Source organism: Psychrobacillus sp. NPDC096623, assembly GCF_044762655.1.
In the GTDB taxonomy this organism is placed as follows: Bacteria; Bacillota; Bacilli; order Bacillales_A; family Planococcaceae; genus Psychrobacillus.
On record NZ_JBIWER010000002.1, the window covers coordinates 275,818 to 293,965 of the forward strand.

17 protein-coding genes are annotated in these 18,148 nt (G+C 36.5%); 7 read left to right on the forward strand and 10 right to left on the reverse strand.

Going from position 1 to position 18,148, the window contains the following annotated elements; genetic code table 11:
• Positions 1-18 precede the first annotated feature (18 nt).
• The 9 genes from ACIQX2_RS06080 to ACIQX2_RS06120 all read right to left on the reverse strand — a co-directional run bounded on the left by ACIQX2_RS06080 (position 19) and on the right by ACIQX2_RS06120 (position 9,075).
• Entirely contained in the window at positions 19-825 is an 807-nt protein-coding gene (locus tag ACIQX2_RS06080; RefSeq protein ID WP_402847744.1) for an HAD family hydrolase, read from the reverse strand.
• Complete coding sequence (locus tag ACIQX2_RS06085) at positions 822-1,937, reverse strand: cysteine protease StiP family protein (protein WP_402847745.1); 1,116 nt, start codon at positions 1,935-1,937, stop codon at positions 822-824. The genes ACIQX2_RS06080 and ACIQX2_RS06085 overlap by 4 nt, the downstream gene beginning before the upstream one ends.
• Positions 1,930-3,288, reverse strand: coding sequence for a phosphoribosyltransferase domain-containing protein (locus tag ACIQX2_RS06090; RefSeq protein ID WP_402847746.1), 1,359 nt, complete (start codon positions 3,286-3,288; stop codon positions 1,930-1,932). The genes ACIQX2_RS06085 and ACIQX2_RS06090 overlap by 8 nt, the downstream gene beginning before the upstream one ends.
• Positions 3,245-4,366, reverse strand: a complete 1,122-nt coding sequence (locus ACIQX2_RS06095; protein ID WP_402847747.1) for an HpcH/HpaI aldolase/citrate lyase family protein — start codon at positions 4,364-4,366, stop codon at positions 3,245-3,247. Before ACIQX2_RS06095 ends, ACIQX2_RS06090 begins: the two co-directional genes overlap by 44 nt.
• 118 nt (positions 4,367-4,484) lie before the next feature.
• Positions 4,485-5,060, reverse strand: a complete 576-nt coding sequence (locus ACIQX2_RS06100) for a TerD family protein (protein ID WP_402847748.1) — start codon at positions 5,058-5,060, stop codon at positions 4,485-4,487.
• A 13-nt stretch (positions 5,061-5,073) separates the two neighbouring features.
• Entirely contained in the window at positions 5,074-5,688 is a 615-nt protein-coding gene (locus ACIQX2_RS06105; protein ID WP_402847749.1) for a TerD family protein, read from the reverse strand.
• A gap of 329 nt (positions 5,689-6,017) precedes the next feature.
• Positions 6,018-6,647: an alpha/beta hydrolase gene (locus ACIQX2_RS06110; protein ID WP_402847750.1), complete on the reverse strand. Its 630-nt coding sequence runs from the start codon at positions 6,645-6,647 to the stop codon at positions 6,018-6,020.
• 19 nt (positions 6,648-6,666) lie between these two features.
• On the reverse strand, positions 6,667-7,599 hold the full coding sequence (locus ACIQX2_RS06115; protein ID WP_402847751.1) for a DMT family transporter: 933 nt from the start codon (positions 7,597-7,599) through the stop codon (positions 6,667-6,669).
• Positions 7,600-8,439: 840 nt separating this feature from the next.
• Positions 8,440-9,075, reverse strand: a complete 636-nt coding sequence (locus ACIQX2_RS06120; protein WP_402847752.1) for a YesL family protein — start codon at positions 9,073-9,075, stop codon at positions 8,440-8,442.
• Positions 9,076-9,409: 334 nt separating this feature from the next.
• Between ACIQX2_RS06120 and ACIQX2_RS06125 the strand changes: the two genes are divergently transcribed.
• From ACIQX2_RS06125 to ACIQX2_RS06140, 4 genes are all read left to right on the forward strand, one after another.
• Positions 9,410-10,669, forward strand: a complete 1,260-nt coding sequence (locus ACIQX2_RS06125) for a sugar ABC transporter substrate-binding protein (RefSeq protein ID WP_402847753.1) — start codon at positions 9,410-9,412, stop codon at positions 10,667-10,669.
• A 70-nt stretch (positions 10,670-10,739) separates the two neighbouring features.
• Complete coding sequence (locus tag ACIQX2_RS06130; protein WP_402849110.1) at positions 10,740-11,675, forward strand: carbohydrate ABC transporter permease; 936 nt, start codon at positions 10,740-10,742, stop codon at positions 11,673-11,675.
• Between the two features lie 27 nt (positions 11,676-11,702).
• Positions 11,703-12,506 (forward strand): carbohydrate ABC transporter permease, encoded by an 804-nt coding sequence (locus ACIQX2_RS06135; protein ID WP_402847754.1) that lies wholly within the window; start codon positions 11,703-11,705, stop codon positions 12,504-12,506.
• Between the two features lie 191 nt (positions 12,507-12,697).
• Positions 12,698-13,432, forward strand: coding sequence for a Gfo/Idh/MocA family protein (locus tag ACIQX2_RS06140; protein ID WP_402847755.1), 735 nt, complete (start codon positions 12,698-12,700; stop codon positions 13,430-13,432).
• Between the two features lie 46 nt (positions 13,433-13,478).
• Here the strand turns inward: ACIQX2_RS06140 and ACIQX2_RS06145 are convergent, their stop codons facing one another.
• Positions 13,479-14,834: a GGDEF domain-containing protein gene (locus tag ACIQX2_RS06145; protein ID WP_402847756.1), complete on the reverse strand. Its 1,356-nt coding sequence runs from the start codon at positions 14,832-14,834 to the stop codon at positions 13,479-13,481.
• A gap of 212 nt (positions 14,835-15,046) precedes the next feature.
• Here ACIQX2_RS06145 and ACIQX2_RS06150 point away from each other — a divergent pair, with 212 nt between their 5' ends.
• The 3 genes from ACIQX2_RS06150 to ACIQX2_RS06160 are packed head-to-tail and all read left to right on the forward strand — an operon-like array spanning position 15,047 to position 18,132.
• Complete coding sequence (locus ACIQX2_RS06150) at positions 15,047-16,063, forward strand: NAD-dependent epimerase/dehydratase family protein (protein ID WP_402847757.1); 1,017 nt, start codon at positions 15,047-15,049, stop codon at positions 16,061-16,063.
• On the forward strand, positions 16,063-17,118 hold the full coding sequence (locus tag ACIQX2_RS06155) for a dihydrodipicolinate synthase family protein (RefSeq protein WP_402847758.1): 1,056 nt from the start codon (positions 16,063-16,065) through the stop codon (positions 17,116-17,118). Before ACIQX2_RS06150 ends, ACIQX2_RS06155 begins: the two co-directional genes overlap by 1 nt.
• Positions 17,119-17,130: 12 nt before the next feature.
• Positions 17,131-18,132: a zinc-dependent alcohol dehydrogenase gene (locus tag ACIQX2_RS06160; RefSeq protein WP_402847759.1), complete on the forward strand. Its 1,002-nt coding sequence runs from the start codon at positions 17,131-17,133 to the stop codon at positions 18,130-18,132.
• Positions 18,133-18,148: the final 16 nt, after the last annotated feature.

Sequence of the window (18,148 nt, forward strand, 5' to 3'; positions counted from 1 at the left end):
CCCTCCTGTTCATACATATTATAACAAATAATTGCTTACTTTTATTAATATTTCTTCGCCTGCTAAGACCCCACTTTGTTTAGTTATAGAAACGTGAGGGGGGAGATGTTCACTTTTATGGGTTGCTTCTCCGTGGGAAGGGATAAATCCCTCGTCCGCATTTAAAACCATATCAAAGTCGAGCATGGAATCTCCCGCAGCAATGACCTTATTTGCAGCAATTCGCTCTGCTACAAATTGAAGTGCAGATGCTTTGTTAATGCAAGTAGGCATTATATATACTTTTCTCCCTTGGTGAGAAAGAGTGAAGCCTTGCTGATAAAAGATTTGAGAGAGATTCTCAAAATCCTCGACAGAAAATGCCTGTTCGTCAATGATTAGGTAGACAAACCATGATTCTGCTTGCATCACTTTAAGCACAAATTTGTTTTGCGTATATGCATCCAGTTGAGGAAGTACATGCGCTATAGATGTGCGGTTTTGTTGCATTTGTGCGATTACATTATCGGACCATTCTGCAAGAGGCTTGCCGTCCTCTAAAATGACAGCGCCGTTCGATACAATCGCATATTTAGGTTTTTCTATATTATGATATAGACCTGTAATTCGATTGTATTGTTCCGCAGTTCTAGTTGTAACAGGTAAAAAGGTGGTAGATGATGCTATTTGTTGAAAAAGCTGAAGACCTTTAATAGTCATGAATGCAGTTGGTTTTTCATCAATCCATTCTACAGCTGCAAAATCCTCTTCGTTCACTTCTTGCCCACGTGAGTTTTTACTATATATAAGTGTTCGATCTAAATCACTTGCAAATAGGATTGTCATAATCGATCCTCCGATTCTATCAGTCCAATGGCAAGGTAAAAGAGCCCTGGTACGATTTCTGTAGGAATATTTTTTTCTTTACATAATAGTAGAATATGACGTAGGGATGGGTGCTTATCATCGCTAAGTAATATTTTATAAGGCTTTCTTCTCAATAGTACTCTAGTCGTTTCCCCAACACTTGGCTTTACTTTGCTAATATCAGCAGTTTTATAGTACTTGCGTGCAATGGATTCCACTTCCTGCATACCTCTCCAAGTTCGTTCGTTTGTGAGGGGGAACTCTATGATGAGTTCTTTTATGACTGGCTCCTGCTCGTGGAATCGACTGGCTATATTTTCGATAAACTCGTTCGATACATCCACTTCCTCAAGATCAGCGTAATACTTAGCTCCGTGATAATCATCTGCGCCTTGAAAGGCATTATTAAGTACAGTTCTACTAACTAATCCTGAGACTGTTGAGTTCAAACAAGCGTTTGGGATAAGGAAGTCCTCTCTCGTAGCGAACAATGTGGCACATTCGCCCGGGTCGGTTAATACAGCTAAATCGTCCTTTAAGTTAAGATCATAAGCAGTATTTAACTTTTGGATAGACTTACTTAGCTCATTTTGTATAGCGCCTTTTCCCGTCCAACCATCAACGAACTGAATGTGGCTTTTCGGATATAGCTCTCTAATGGTACGGACAGCCTTTTCGTCGATACCTTTTCCTCTTAGTATAGATATACTAAAGTGGGGCCAATTAAGTTTCAAATATTTTTCGACGTACCGTTTCATTAAAATCCCAATTGGACTTCCTGCACGTGCGAGGGAAACAATCACGACGTCATCCGTATTGGCATATCGTCTAACTCTTCTACATAATATCCCAACTAATCGTGCTATATGATCAGCCGAATCAAGTAAAGCTTGGTTATATAACTCCGTATATTCAGAGGTCGGTCGTTTTTCAATTGGTAAGGATTCGGAGTAATGACTACCTGTTTGAAATAGCTGTTCTCTAGATTCTACAGAAGACTCAATCTTAACGTCCGATAAATCCTTCAGCAAAAAAGTGATATCTTCTGCAGGATAGCTAGTTTTAACCAATCCTTCTGTATTATTAGTCATTTTTATCACCTCTCTCTGGAAGAGTAAGTGACACCCAAGAGACAGGTGCTAACTTCTCTAAGTAAGAAAGAAGGGGGGACCAACTAGCACGATCTTGTACGGATTCTGAAATCACGATAATTTGTTCGGCCTCTATTTCAGCTAGATTGTATAAATATTGGTCAATCCCATTGGAATCCGGCAGCTTAAATTTACATTTATGCTGTATAGGGTAAGATTCTTCTGTTTTTGCTAAGATAGGACTTCTAGTAGTAGTTTGCACTTTTGTGTCCTTACCAAAGGATAGTCCGAATCTGAGTGGGAAATAAATGTTTTCTCCAATTCCTATTATTAGAGTAGGTTTATCTCTTTGTAGCTGAGGTAGTTTGTTGATAAATCTTTCTATCCAATCAGCCATTTCTTCGTGAAGATCACTTGTTAAACCGAATCTACCAGTGAAGGTGCTATAGGTTGCATGTTCACTTCGGTGCTTTGAAGTTATTTCTTGAGATAATTGTTCATCCGCATATACAGAGAATGTTTGCGAACTGTTAAGAAAGGGAGTTTCTTTTTCTTCGATTATTGCTTGATTTTGTAGTGTAAATTGACCACTAATAATAGTGATTATTTCAGAAGAGATATTATGTGTTTTCATCAAATCGATATAGTCTTGTTGATGTGCTTCTGTTCTCCAATCCAATATGGATAGAATTTTATATTGTTTGCCCGGAAAAGCATCATTTAAGGCAACAATTAAATTGGAAAGTGTAAGGCCAGTCGTTATTTCATCATCTATTAATACAATCGTTTCAGCATCTGTTAATGTTTGTTCAGGTGCATAGACTCTATGAGAGGTTGCGTGGGAATGCTCCTCTTCAAAATAAAAGGAAGGATCCATATGTAGGATTTCTTCTCTTGTTGTATGAATATAATGAGCGTTTTCAAAGTGTTGAAATACTGCATGGCCGAGGCCAGTTGCCGTTTCAGCAAATCCAATAAATACAGTTTTATTTGGTAAAGTCGCCTTGAATTTTAAGGAGTCCATACTCAGTTTCCGGTTTGGTTTTTCCGAATTGATCATCTCAACAAGTTCTTTTACTAGTGGGTGACCTTCCAAACCTTCATCCTCCATAAGCATGGAAGCTAAAATAGTACCCGTTCCAAGTGAGATGGCTGGATCTACCGCTAAATGCTTACCAAGGAGTCGACTTACGAATAAAAATTGTCGTTTTTTATTTATTCTTACGGCCATTTGGAAAAGAGCATCTGGCGAAAAATTATACGAATTCTTTTTTATGTCAATAACTAACTTTAAATCTCCATGTAAACTATAGGTTTTTGATGTATTGAAGGAAGTCGAGTGATGTAACATTTTCTTTTAACACCCCATATATTTCTGCTTGAGCAATAATCTTCATCGCCCAGCTGTAGTGAGGTTTTACCTCATTCATTTTGTTTCTAGCAGCACTTCGCAAAACGCCATTTGTTTCTGCACCATTTTCTACGATTAAGCAGGCATCTTCAAATAACTCCTTAGGCACGATATATCCACTATTTACAATGTCGATTTGAGAAGGGTGGATGCATGTTTTCCCGTAGAAACCATTTAAAACGTCAAGCTGAACTTCATTCCATAGAACGGATTCTATACTATATACATTTGTGAATAACTGAAAAGCATCGTGGGATTCAAAATACTCATAAACAGGACCTGAAACGACAAAGTTATCTTCTTTACGATTAAATTTGTTTAATATATCGGTCAAACAATTAGTGATTAGTTGTAGTTCGTAGATTGTTCTTTTTCCAGGACGTCTTTGACTGAAAAGGCTAGTGAAATCAGTTGCACCAACTCTTATAGTTAGTACAAGGTCCTCAAACTGCTTGAAGATTGCATATAGTTTAGAAAGTTCTTGCCCTCTAAGTTCTGTATAAATAATTTCTTTCGTTTCCAAGATGGGCAAGGCATATAAGTGAATTGAGTGTTGAAGGTTTAAATTTTTTAAACATAAAAAAAAGCTTTCGGCATTATGAGAGGTGCATTTTGGGAAAACGAAGCCAGTAATAAATCGAATGGTGCTTCCTAACAAGTTAGCTATTCTTTCTAAATGTTGAACGTTTCTAATTCGAACAAATAGAAGAGGGATTTCGTTCGGATTTAATAAGCTATTTTGTTCCAGCTTTTTCAACTCTTGTACAACGTTTTGTTCTGCTTCTAAAAGTTCTGAATCGGATACTGCATCCTCCAAACAAATAATGGAACTTGTTAAATTCTTCAAATTCCGATTGGATAGTTTGTTGATGAAATTGGGCATTGAACCTGGTAAGTATAAAGCTGCTCCCATAGCCATCCCTAATTTATTTCTTTCCATACTTCTGGAAAAGTCGCTAGGTGGTATATGAAAGAATTGACGTATCTCTTTCTCACTAACCCCTCTGAATTGTCTCATGTTATCCACTCCTAAGAATGAAGAAGGGGAGTTATTAGGTATACCCAAATACCTCTACTTTCTTCAGATACTAAAACAAAAAGCAAGGAAGCATGCCCTTGCTTTTTGAGAGAAGTTATTAATTCAAGCCGAAGTCTGAAACTAATGCTCCAAGACCGCCTTGGTATCCACTTCCGATTGCATTGAATTTCCATTCGTTATTATGGCGATATAGTTCACCAACAACGACTGCAGTTTCAATGGAGAAGTCTTCACCTAAATCATAGCGAATCAATTCTTCTTGTGTATCTGCATTTAAAATACGTACATATGAATTGCTTACTTGACCAAAGTTTTGACCTCTATCTTCTGCATCATGAATAGTGATACAAAAAGCAATTTTTTCAATTGATGAAGGAACTGTAGATAGATTCACGTTTACTGACTCATCATCCCCGTCTCCATCACCCGTACGATTATCTCCTGTATGAACAACAGATCCGTTACCACCAGTTGTGTTGTTGTAGAAAACAAAGTCACTTTCTGAAGCACATTTACTGTTACCGCCTAATAGAAATACAGAGGAGTCTAAGTCAAAGTCTTTTCCACCATCGTATTTATTTGTATCCCAACCTAGTCCAACTGTAACGTTTACTAAACCGGGATTTGTTTTTGTTAAATCTACCTTTTGTCCTTTTGATAAGTTAATGCCCATTAATAACCACTCCTTATAAGTATTTGTTTGCGATTGAACCGATATCAAGATCTAATGTACCTTCTCCAACTGCAGAAAACTTCCAATCAGAGCCATTTCGATATAGCTCTCCTGGAATTAGAGAGGTTTTACCAGCATAGCTTTCACTTAAATTATAATGTACTAACTCTTCTTTTGTGCCATTATCCACTAGACGAATAAATGCATTTTGAATTAGTCCGAAGTCTTGTTTTCTTTGTTTTGCTTGATAAATGTTTACTACAAACACCAATCTATGTACAGATGGCGAAATAGCACTTAGATTTACGTTAATCACTTCGTCGTCTCCATCGCCGTCTCCAGTTAAATTATCTCCAGAGTGGACGACACTACCATCTTGACTTGTTTTATTTCCAAAATATATAACATGTTGCTTAGATACTAATTTGCCTTTTTCATCTAAAAGAAGTACAGATGCGTCGCAATCTATGGCTGCTCCGCCGCTTCCTCCACCTAAAAGTCCACCTAAAAATCCGCCACTTTTTTTCTTTTCAACAGGGTCCCATCCTAGACCTACCATAACGCTTGATAGGGAAGACCTGCCCTTTGTTAAATCAATTTTTTGACCCTTAACTAAATTAATGCCCATTCTTTTACCTCCAAATTTTAGTCATACCATATATACGAGGAAACGATCTAATAAGTTTCAAAAAAACCAACGCATTCTTATGCAAAGGATAGTGTAATTTTATCAGAATTTTTCAGTATTTGCTATTAAGTTGAATAGGGTAAATTACGAGCTAGAAGAATAATTTTCAATAGTGAAATCCGAACAACGCTCATTTTCGCTCCAATCAGATACAGGAACCAGAAGATTTAAAACTAAATAGGCATTATGAAATTGATTCAGATGAAAAATAAAAAACAAGGCTGAAAAATATATATGCGCGTAACATACTTTTTAGCCTTGTTCAGTAATTATTTACTTTTTAAAAAAGCAACTATGTCTCGATGGTTCTCTGGAGTAACCCCGTGCCCTTCGTTATACGTTTTAAAAGTCACTTTCGCTCCCGTAGCTTCAAAAAACTCTTTACTGTCGAGTCCCCATTGTGATGGGATTACATAGTCATAATCACCATGAGAGATGAAGATGGATAAGTGATCAATATTCCTCTTGCTATATTCCGTTTTAACAAACGCAGGAATATATCCGCTTAATGCAACCACTCTACTAATTTCATCTCCCATTGTTAGTGCCACTGTTTGCGAAAGGATTGCTCCTTGACTAAATCCTAGTAATGTAATGTCATTCCGGTCTAAGTTGTACTCGACAATAGCCTCACGAATGAATGCTTGAATATGCGTTACAACCTGATCGAAAACGTCCCTCACAGGCTTGCCTATTTCTTCAATTAGGAAAAATGCGTAACCGGGTTTATGGACGATTGGACCACGTAAGCTAAAAATATGATGCGTGCCTTCGAATTCCTTCACTAGCTGTGGTAGGTCTGCTTCATTACTCCCCATTCCATGTAATAAAAATAACGCTGGTTGTTTTTGGTCAGTGTTTTTAGGTGCTGTATGGTTAAAAGTAAAAGGAGATTTCATCTATCTTCATTCCCTTCAGTTAAAGTATGTCTATCTTATCATAGGTAGAGATCGGAGCTTGTTGAGGAAGCTTTAGCTGATTTTTCTTACCGAATATATTGACAATGATGACACTCGTAATAGCTATGAATCCTCCGACGATCGAAAGGGTCGAAGGAAGCTCCTGCAACCATATCCACGTCACAATAATAGCAACGACTGGCTCTAGGTACAAAGAATTCGAAACAGAGCTAGCTTCGCTATATGACAAAGCAATAGCCCAAGTTAAATATGCAATGGCAGTAGGGAATATTCCTATATAAATGGCAGATAAATTAGCCTCTAATGTCGCTTGTTGAATTCCTTCTATAAGTCCAGGTGCGAAGAATAAAAAGGGAATAGTTCCTACCCAAGTAAAATAAGCGGTCAATTCAATAGCGCTATATTTTTTCAATAGAGGCTTCTGATAAACAAAAAAGATTGCAGTTGAAAAGGCAGCAATAAGCACTAAAAACACACCGGGAGAAATACTTAAAGAGCTTCCACCTGTTCCTAATGCAATTAGAATGATACCGATAAAACCAAATGATAAGCCCAACCAACCAATTCTGCCTAAACGCTCTTTTAATACAATAATCGCGATGATTGTTGTAAAGATAGGAGCAGAACCAATCAGCATACCAGCTGTCCCGGCAGATATCGATAGTTGTCCAAATGTAACACAAAGATGGTATATATTAATCCCAATAAAACCAAGAAGACTTATTTTAATTATATCTTCCTTTCGTGGAAGTTGAAACTTAACTCCTGGCCAAAGAGCGATAACAAGAAAAATAATAGAAGCAATTAGAAATCGTACTAATATTAAATGACCTGCAGAATAGCCACCCTGTAAACTGGCGCTAATTGCCGCAAAAGAAGAACCCCAAATAGCTACGGTGAAAAGTGCAAGTGATAATGCTTTTGTATTCATTTTACTCCACCAAACTTTCTATTTCTATATACAAAGCAAACAATTAATAGTACAACGGATTTTCGAAACAAACAAGAGGAGGGGAAGAATAATTGGTACAAAAGTCGTGATCGAGAGTATTTGATATCAGTGTGAGAGTAATCATCATATGAGAGCGAGTAAAAACAGCAGGAAAGCGAGTAAAGTAATGCAGACCGAGAGTAAAATACAAACGAATGCAAGTAAAGGAAATAAAAAAACTGGGCAAAAAACGCCCAGTCCTTTAAGAACAAAACCCAGATATGCCAGTGATTGTAGCTCCGGCCGGACGCGTTCCGTGGGCACGGCTCGAGCCTGTAGTCTCTCCCTCGTGCTGTCCCACAGGAGTCGCCGACCTGCGCTACAATCCATCGTAACCTCTGTTTTAAGCAAGGTTTCAAACCATTTCAGTTAAAATGAAAGTCTGTCCTTTACATTTATCATTGGACTACAATCCTAATTCAAAAAGATTGCCGTTAATTGGATGATTGTTTAATAAAAATTTGTCCAATTTTTATATGGTAAGGATAAGCAATGACAAATCTATTTGTGTAGTAACACACATTCATTGATTGTAGTGAAAGGTGGCGACTCCTGTGGGATGAGTGAGACGGATGAGATATCACAGCGACGCGTTAGCGACGGTGATAGCTCATCGCTCACCCCACGGAAAGCGTCCACCGGAAACGGAAATCATAGCATTATTTATTATTAATAGTCTCCTTACCCCAGTGTTAACGAGACATTTTTACAGAATTTCTTATCTTTTAAAAAAAGAACACTGCGAGATTAATCGCGATGCTCTACTCGTTTGGTTCTGTATTATCGAAGCTCGTTAGTGGACTTCAGAAATTGTGTTTTTTTCTTCTTTTCTATTCGTTCAAATGCCCTAAAACTTAGAAAAGTAGAAATATACGCAAAAATACTACCAGAGAATAAGGGGATAGCTCCTGGGAAGAGAGTTAATAGAAAATAGATTACGATCGCTGAAGCACTGATTAAAACTAATTCAATCGGCGATGTGATGGCAATGAAGAAAGATTGTCTTATGTATTGATAGAAACGTAAATTAAAATGTGTATACACTGGAAATAAAAATATTAAAGTGGCTAAAAAAGCTATTAAAATAAATAAGAAAATTGGTAACAGAAATTGAAAATCATTCTTTTGAACTACAAACATAAAGTCAAAATATAAAATGTAAACGGTGATGGCTGTTATCAAACCAAAACCATTTGCTTTCAGGAAGTCTTTTTTGAAATTTCCCCAAAACACAGAAAATATATTGAAATTAGTTTCCCCTATAATTAATTTTCGCGTGATAGCGTACATTGCGGTAGTTGCCGGAAACAGACCTAAAATTCCTAAGCCCACAATGCTAAAAAGAATCCATAGTAAATTTATGTATGCCAAAGTCATTATTTTATAAGCCAGCGTACTAAAATTTTCCCAATTCATTAGACCAGTCCCTTCTTGAAAATACTATATGTAAGAATGAAGTAAAAGGCAATAACAAATAATAAGAACAATATTTTGTCATCCTCAATTAAGGACACTTAATAGACTTGTCTCTTTATAAAAAATAATATATGCTTTTAAAAAGTTAACCAATTATTTAGTAATTTCTGTTAATTTTAAATAGATGAATTGAGATAAGAGTTATGGATGGTTATAAGTCTCTTATTTCATTTGAATAAATGTTTTTCTAATTGAAGGGAGGCCTAAATAATATAGTGATAGGTTAGCAGACACTGGGGATGTCGTATTAACTAATTTGAGAGGGGTCAAAGAGATGAAAAAATTTAGTTTAGTTCTATTACTATTGTTATTTGGTGCTTTAATAGCTGCTTGTAGCGATGAAGGAGCAGAGGGCGACAAACCAAAAGAGGGTACTAGCGAAGAGGGTCTTTCAGGAGAAATTACAGTTTGGGCACATCCATTTACAGGTGATCAGGAAACAGAAGGCGTTATGTGGGATGAAATAATAGCTGCATATGAAGAAGAAACAGGAGTAAAGGTAAACTTTGAACAAATTCCTTGGGCAAATAGAGATCAAAAGGTTCTTACCGCTCTTGCAGCTAATAATGGACCAGATGTATTCTATGTTATTCCAGACCAAATGCCACAATATGCAGATGCTGGGATGCTATTAGAATTAGACCCGTATCTTAAAGATAACGATATGGATGATTTTGTGGATTCAGCTTTAGTTTCAACAACTTGGAAAGATAAAGTATATGGGCTTCCGATTCTTCAAGAAGCATATACTTACTTATACAATGTGGACATTGTGAAAGCAATTGGTGAGGATCCAGCGAAACTACCAACAACTTGGGATGAGTTTGAAGCATGGGCGGTTAAAGCAAAAGAAAAAGGTTACTATGCAACTAGCTTCCAAGGTGGTGGATCTATGAATGGAACACTATATCCGTTCTTATGGCAAGCCGGCGGGGATGTTTTGACAGCAGACAATGAAGTATTGATTAACAACGAAGCTGGAGTAGAAGCGTTTGAATTTATCAACAAAATGTACCAGGAAGAATGGACTCCAAAAGATTCAATTACAGCGATGGAACATAATGCATTATGGGATGGCGGTAAAATGCTTTCCGTACAAGGTTCTGGTATTTCTGTTAGCCGTATGTTAGGTCAAGATACGTTTGAATTTGTCATTGCTCCACCTTTGAAAAACAAAAAGCAAGTTACTTATGGAACTACTGGGATGTTTGTAGCTCCTATTAATACAGATAATCCAGATGCTGCTGCGGAATTTATTAAAGTGATGACGAATGCAGAAAACCAAAGAAAATTTAATACAGTTACGCAATATATTCCAACAAGAGAATCTGCAAAAGATATCTTTGGAGATCAAAAGTATATGGCGCAGCTTGCAACGTATACAGAATATGCATTACCAGGAGTTATTCATCCAGAGGGTCGTACAATTATGCCTTTAATCCAAGCGGAGTTGCAAACAATGATGGAAGGCAAAAAAACTCCTAAAGAAGCTGCAGATGCTGCAGCAGAGGCTATTAAAGCCAAAGTAAATTAATAACAGTTAATAGAGAGTTTGGTCTAAGAGAGATCAAACTCTCTCTTATTAACTTACATAGGAAAGGGTGATTACACTGAGTAATACACTAACTTCTAAAGAAAGAAAGAAGCCACTTCTCATAAGATTGAAAAAAGAGTGGAAGAAGAATGCGATTGTTTATATTGTATTGATCCCTATTTTAATTCACTTTGCAATTTTTCAGGTCTATCCATTTTTGCTAAGTTTTTATCTTACCTTTATGGATTGGAGAGTAATTGGTGATCCTGAATTTGTAGGGTTAAAGCATTGGAAGTATTTGTTAAGTGATTCACTTGCATGGAAGGCTATTTGGAATACAGTCAAATTTTCTATCTACTATATTCTTCCTACAATGGCACTAGGTTTAATATTAGCCCTTATTATTAACTCAGGAGTAAGGGGAGCAAAATTATTTAAAGGGGTATTTTTCCTTCCGGTTGTCACTTCTTTTGTAATCATTGCTGGTATATGGGGTTGGTTATTTCGTGGGACAGAAGAAGGGATGATTAACTATATTATTGGATTCGTTGGAATTGAACCACAACTTTTTCTGTCGGATTCAAGTCAAGTTCTCGCTGTTTTGGCGGGCTTAAGTGTTTTTAAAGTAGCTGGTAGTACGATGATTTACTATTTTGCTGGCTTACAATCTATTGATAGACAACTATATGAAGCCGCAAGAATTGATGGAGCATCTCCATTTAAAATATTTTGGAATGTAACATTTCCATTATTAAAACCAATTCATTTTTATGTAGCAATCACTACAACGATTGGTTCATTTCAAATATTCGACTCTGCTTATTTGTTAACTGGCGGAGGACCGAATTATGCAACAACAACAATTGTATATTATTTATACTCTCAAGGATTTACAAGTCTTAATTTAAGCTATGCAGCTGTACTATCATATGTTTTATTCTTTATCATTTTAATAATTTCTCTGATACAAAGAAGGTATCTAGGCAAGGAATCCAACCATTATTGATTTTCTGGGAAAGGAGGATAAAAAACAATGAAAAAAGTAATTTCATATATAGCTTTATTTGTATTAGGTTTTTGTTTTTTAATGCCTTTTATCATTATGGTTTTAGGTTCTTTAAAAGATGTGGAATATGCGCAATTAGATCCGCTATTTTGGATTCCTGATAACCCTACATTAAAAAACTATAAATACATCTTGAGTGATGGGATGTTTTTACGATGGATATGGAACTCTGTTGTCATCACGATAATTCCTGTATTTAGTCAAATGTTATTCTGCGCAATACTGGGTTATATCTTTGCCAAAAAGCAGTTTATTGGTAGAGAGTTTATATTTTGGGTATTCATGGGAGTTATTATGATTCCACAACAACTATTAATCATCCCTAAGTACATTATGTTTTCAGATTTTGGATGGATTAATACATATTGGGCACTGATTGTACCAGAAATATGGGGTATTATGGGGGTATTTCTAGTAAGGCAATTTTTACAAGGAATACCAAACGATTTAGAGGAAGCGGCCTATATAGATGGTGCAAATGATCTGCAAGTATTCTTTAAGATTATTTTGCCCTTATCCGTACCTGTTATTGCAACAGTAGGTACCTTTTCGTTTATATCCAACTGGAATGATCTTTTCCAACCATTGATATATTTGACTCAAGAAAAGATGTTTCCAGTAACGCTAGGTTTGGCATCCATTTTAGGAAAAGAAGGGAACTTTGGAATAGAGATGGCAGGTTCAGCTGTCTCCTTTATACCGACATTTCTCATATTCCTTTTCTTCCAAAGATTTTTCACAGAGGGAATTCAAATGTCTGGATTGAAGTAAATTCAAGCTAGTTAAGGAGAGGGGTAACGATCAAACACCTATCTATTGGTATTGTTGGTTTAGATACTTCCCACGTCATTGCTTTCACAAAGCTTTTAAATGATTCGGATAATCCTCATTACATTAAGGGCGGGAAAGTAGTTATTGCTTTCCCTGGAGGATCACCAGATTTTGAACTTAGCAAATCTAGAGTGGAGAAGTTCACGAAGGAATTAAGGGACACTTACGCTATCGAAATTGTTCAATCAATTGACGACGTGGTAAGAAATAGTGATGCGATTCTACTGGAGTCCGTAGATGGAGCGGTTCACTATGAACAGTTAAAAGAAATAATAGCATGGAAAAAGCCAGTTTTTGTTGACAAACCTTTTAGTTTAAATACCAAAGAAGCAAAAAAGATGGTTCAATTGTCTAAGCGGTACGGTGCACCATTAATGAGTTCATCAGCACTTCGATATTCAGAAAGCTTAACTCGTATAATGCATAACTCTGAAAAAGGAGAAATAATTGGAGCTGATTGTTTTGGACCGATGGAGTTAAACCAAGCAGGCTACTTTTGGTACGGTATTCATATAGTAGAAATGCTATTTGCTATATTAGGGCAAGGAGTAAAATCCGTAAAAACAGTAAAGACAGTTGATCATGACGTATTTACAGCTGTGTGGAATGATGGGCGAATAGGAACAATAAGAGGGAATAGAAAGGGAAATAATCAGTTTGGTGCAGTGATTCATTTTGAAAAAGGTAGTGAATACGTGAATGCGGACTTGGATATTAAACCTTACTATGCAAGTTTGCTAGAGCAAATAATGAATTTTTTCATTGATGGAAATACTAGAGTTCCCTTAGAGGAAACGACAGAAATTATTCGCTTTTTAGAAGCAGCTACTGAAAGTAGTTATAGTGGGGAAGAGGTTATTATTTAATTTTAAAAAGAAGGGGCATGAACACCCCGACTTTGGAAGAAAAGCCTTATCGTTGTTCTTCATCAATAAAGCTTAAACGATAAATGCGGCGAGGTCTTCCTTTGTGAGTTACTTTTTCTTCTCCAACAATATCGACTAATTCAGCATCAGTCCATTTCAACAGAATACGGTTTGCGCTTCGGATTGTGACATTTAGAGTGGATGCTAATTCTTGAGCGGTATATTCAATTTTTTTATGCCTAGAGACACGAGCCATTAGTTTTGTCATATAGGATGCGGACATTCCAGCTTTTTCAGCTTTGTCTAGTAATTGCGGATCAGTAATTGCCAAATTGTATTGTTCATATTGTTTGTATGTTGTTATGTCCACTGGGCCCATGACACTTTGGTCTTCTCGTACTATGTAACAGACGTTTCCACCTAAATCGAGCGATTGTCGAAGTGCCAATCTAGCATGATTTCCTGATTCAGCAGCTGTTCGTCCGAAACCTACACCGAGACTTATCGTTACACCAAGTTCATTTTTTACGTCTTGTAATAGGGGAATAAATTTGTAACCTCTTGTTTCACGCTCGAAAATACCTCGAGTAGTGATAAAAGAATATTCATTTCCGCCTAGGTTAATGAGGTGTCCATCTAGCATTTTAATATATTCTAGTAGCATTTGTTGCAATTTCAATTTTAACAATTGCACATCATGCTCAGAGGAATATTTTGCGGTGACATTTTTAAAGTTATCGATATTGATTAATCCAAATACAATTTGAGATTCTTTGTTTCTTCTAGTGTCTGTTGCTAGTAAAGCTCTCTCAAAAGAGACAATCATATCTTGCTGTGTCGGTGTTACCCATTGATAGGGTATTTGAAGATTGTCTAATTGTTTAGCGACATCCGTAATTCCAGTAAGAGCTATTGAGTTATTACTTCTGTAGTTATCAATGTGGAAGTTAACAATCTCATTGATTCCTGAACTAGGTCTATTGCTCTTATAGACTAGTAAATTATAGTTATCCTCTTCAAGTTCTAACAAAATCTGTTCAACGTAATCTTTATCAAAAGTATCAATGGATAAACTAGTTAAATGATATGCAATTTTAATAAGAAATAACGATCTGTAAAGTCCGGTGCCCATTAGGGGCATGTGATGTACGGGGATTTTAAAATCGACTAGTTGTTTCGCAATATTATAAGCATGAAATTCTGTGAACATTAATACTTCTACATCTTTTATTAATTCTTTCGTAATGTCATGAATTTGACTGTCCTGTTCAATAATACGAAACACAGGTTTGAAATTAGGGAAAGCCATTAATGTTTCTCTTGATTCATTCACTAAATCTTTTGGTCCAATAATCCCGATTTTTATATCGGAGGTATCATTTAATGCCTTTTTACTTGTCACATGCTATTCCTCCTATAAAACACCAGTTTTTAGGTAGAGGTGTCTTTAAATGTAATGTTCAATCTATCTTAAGTTCTGTATATGAAAATGTCAAAATATATCGTAAATACTAATGTTGAAGTATCATTAGAAGTTTAGTCATTTAAAGACAGTTTAAAGACATAACCTTTAGTGATCAATTAATTTATAAAATAATATGAAGGAGTGATTAAATGAAGACGTTAGCAGAATTAGAGGATTTTATGACAAAGCCATCTGCCGAACTAATTGAGGATATTAAATTAGTTGATGGAGATATTTTGATATTAGGAGTGGGTGGAAAAATGGGACCTACTTTAGCAAAAATGACAAAACGTGCAATTATGGAAGCTGGTATACAAAAAAGGGTAATTGGCGCATCTCGATTTTCGTCAGGCGACTTAAGAAAAGAACTTGAAGAGTATGGAATCGAGACAATAGCGGTAGATTTACTCAATGATGAAGAGCTTCAAGCGCTTCCCGAAGTGAAAAACGTCATTTTTATGGCAGGAAATAAATTTGGTACAACAGGTAATGAGCATTTTACATGGGCAATGAACGCTTATTTACCAGGAAGAGTAGCTGAAAAGTTTAATAACTCAAGGATCGTTGCATTCTCGTCTGGTAATATATACCCATTAACAAACGTAATTAATGGAAACTGTTCAGAGGAAGTATCACCAAACCCAATTGGTGAGTACGCTCAATCTTGCTTAGGTCGTGAACGTGTATTATCTAGTTTTTCTCATAAAAACAAAACTCCAATGCTTATGTTTCGCTTAAATTACGCAATTGACTTAAGATATGGGGTTTTATTAGAGATTGCTAAAAGTGTTTTAGAAGGTAAAGCGGTGGATCTTACAATGGGAACTGTGAACGTTATTTGGCAAGGTGATGCCAATGAATATGCAGTTCGCTCTTTATTATACTGTAACACTCCACCGAGATTATTGAATATTACTGGTCCTGAAACACTATCGGTTCGTTGGTTAGCGGAGGAATTTGGCAAGCGGTTTAACGTTTCTCCTGTATTTGTAAATGAAGAAAAGAATACTGCATTGTTGAATAATGCATCTAAAGCACATCAATTATTTGGCTATCCAAAAGTCTCGCTTCAGCAAATGCTTGATATGACAGCTGATTGGTTAATTAACAAAGGCGAAACTTACAATAAACCAACTCACTTCCAGGAGAGAAAAGGGGCGTTTTAATGTTGAAGCAAGAGGTGAAGAACAGCTTACTGAAAGGCGCTATGATTCCTGCTCATCCACTAGCTCTTACTGAGGATAGACAATTAGATGAAGCTGGTCAGAGAGCGCTAACCCGATATTATATAGACGCAGGAGTTGGAGGGATTGCAGTTGGAGTCCATACAACTCAGTTTGAAATAAGAGACCCTCAATTTAATTTGTACGAAAGAGTTTTAACTCTCGCGATAGAAGAAATGGCCAAAGCTAAGGTACCTGATTCTTTCATTAAAATTGGAGGCATTAGTGGACCTACCGAACAGGCGATAGCAGAAGCAACGTTTTTAAAAAGAGTAGGCTATGACCTTGGTTTGCTAAGTATGGGTGGACTTCAAGACACTTCAGAGGAAGAGTTAATTGCTCGCACTAAAAAAGTAGCGGAAATTATTCCTGTTATCGGATTTTATTTGCAACCGGCGGTAGGAGGCAAGGTTCTTTCCTATGATTTTTGGAGGCAGCTAGCTAATATCCCTAATGTTCATGCGATAAAAATTGCTCCTTTTAACAGGTATCAAACGATTGATGTTATTCGAGCAGTATGTAATTCGGAGCGAAATGAAGAAATAGCTATTTATACGGGCAATGATGACAATATAGTAAATGATCTATTAACAACTTATAAAATTAGTGTTGGAGATAAAAAAATAACAAAACAAATTGTTGGTGGACTACTTGGTCATTGGTCTGTTTGGACAAAAACAGCAGTAGAGATATTTGAGGAGATTTCTAAATATAGGTCAGCGGAACAAATTCCTAGTGAATTGTTAACATTAGGTCAAGAAATAACAGATGCAAATGCTGCCTTTTTTGACCCAAACAATCAATTCAAGGGAAGTATTGCTGGGATAAATGAAGTGTTGACTAGACAAGGACTACTTCAAGGGAATTGGTGTTTATTGGATAAAGAAAAGCTAAGTCCAAATCAATTTGAAGAGATTAATCGTGTGTATACAGAGTATCCTCATTTGAATGACGATACTTTTGTGAGTGAAAATCTAACAAAATGGTTCTCCAAGTAAGGAGTGTGTCAAATGAATTCAATTGCCGCAAGTAATGGTGCAGTGCGAATATTAGAAAAAGAAAAGCCGACAATCAAACCTTCTTTTTTATTGATAAAAACGCTATTTTCCGCTGTGTCACCAGGAACAGAGATTGAAATTATCGGAGTTAGTGAGGGGAAGGAAATCTCTTTAGGATATAGTGCAGTGGGAGTCGTGGAAGAATGTGGAGAAGATGTCTCTGACTATCAAATTGGAGATATAGTAGCATGCTACGGTGCACCATATGTAGGTCATGCGGAGTACCTTCTAGTTCCTACAACATTATGCGCTAAAGTACCTGAAAATATGGAGACTAAACAAGCTGCTTTAGCAGGTATAGGAGCTATTGCTATTCATGCATTAAGAGTGGCTAAACTTGAATTTGGAGAAACGGTAGTTGTGGTCGGTTTAGGCTTACTGGGACAAATGATTGCAAAAATAGCTAACGCAGCTGCTTTCAATGTTATTGCACTCGATATCTCAGAGGAGCGAGTAAGTATGCTGCAACAGGAAGGAATAACTTCTTTTTCTTCGGTGGGCAATATGGAAGATGAAGTAATGCAAGCTACACATAGTAGAGGAGCAGACGCCGTTTTATTATGTGCAGGTGGAAAGCGTTCACCCCTAACGCACGAAAGCTTAAAGTGGATTAGAAACCAAGGGAAAGTAGTAATTGTAGGAGATATAGAGCCTGATTTTCCTCGTGAACTAATGTTTGCTAAAGAAGCGCAAATTCTTATTTCTCGAGCTGGTGGACCAGGAAGATATGATAAACAATATGAGTTACAAGCTATAGACTATCCATATGGTTATGTTCGCTGGACGGAAGGTAGAAACGTTGCTGAATATCTTCGATTAGTAAACACAAAGCGAATAGATGTTCAACCATTTTTATCAGAGACGGTTGATTTTAATGATGCTCCGGGGGCTTATAAAGATTTATTAGATAAAAAATCACAAGTTTTAACGTCCATTATTGCTTATAACAATTAGAAAGAGGAGGAAAAAT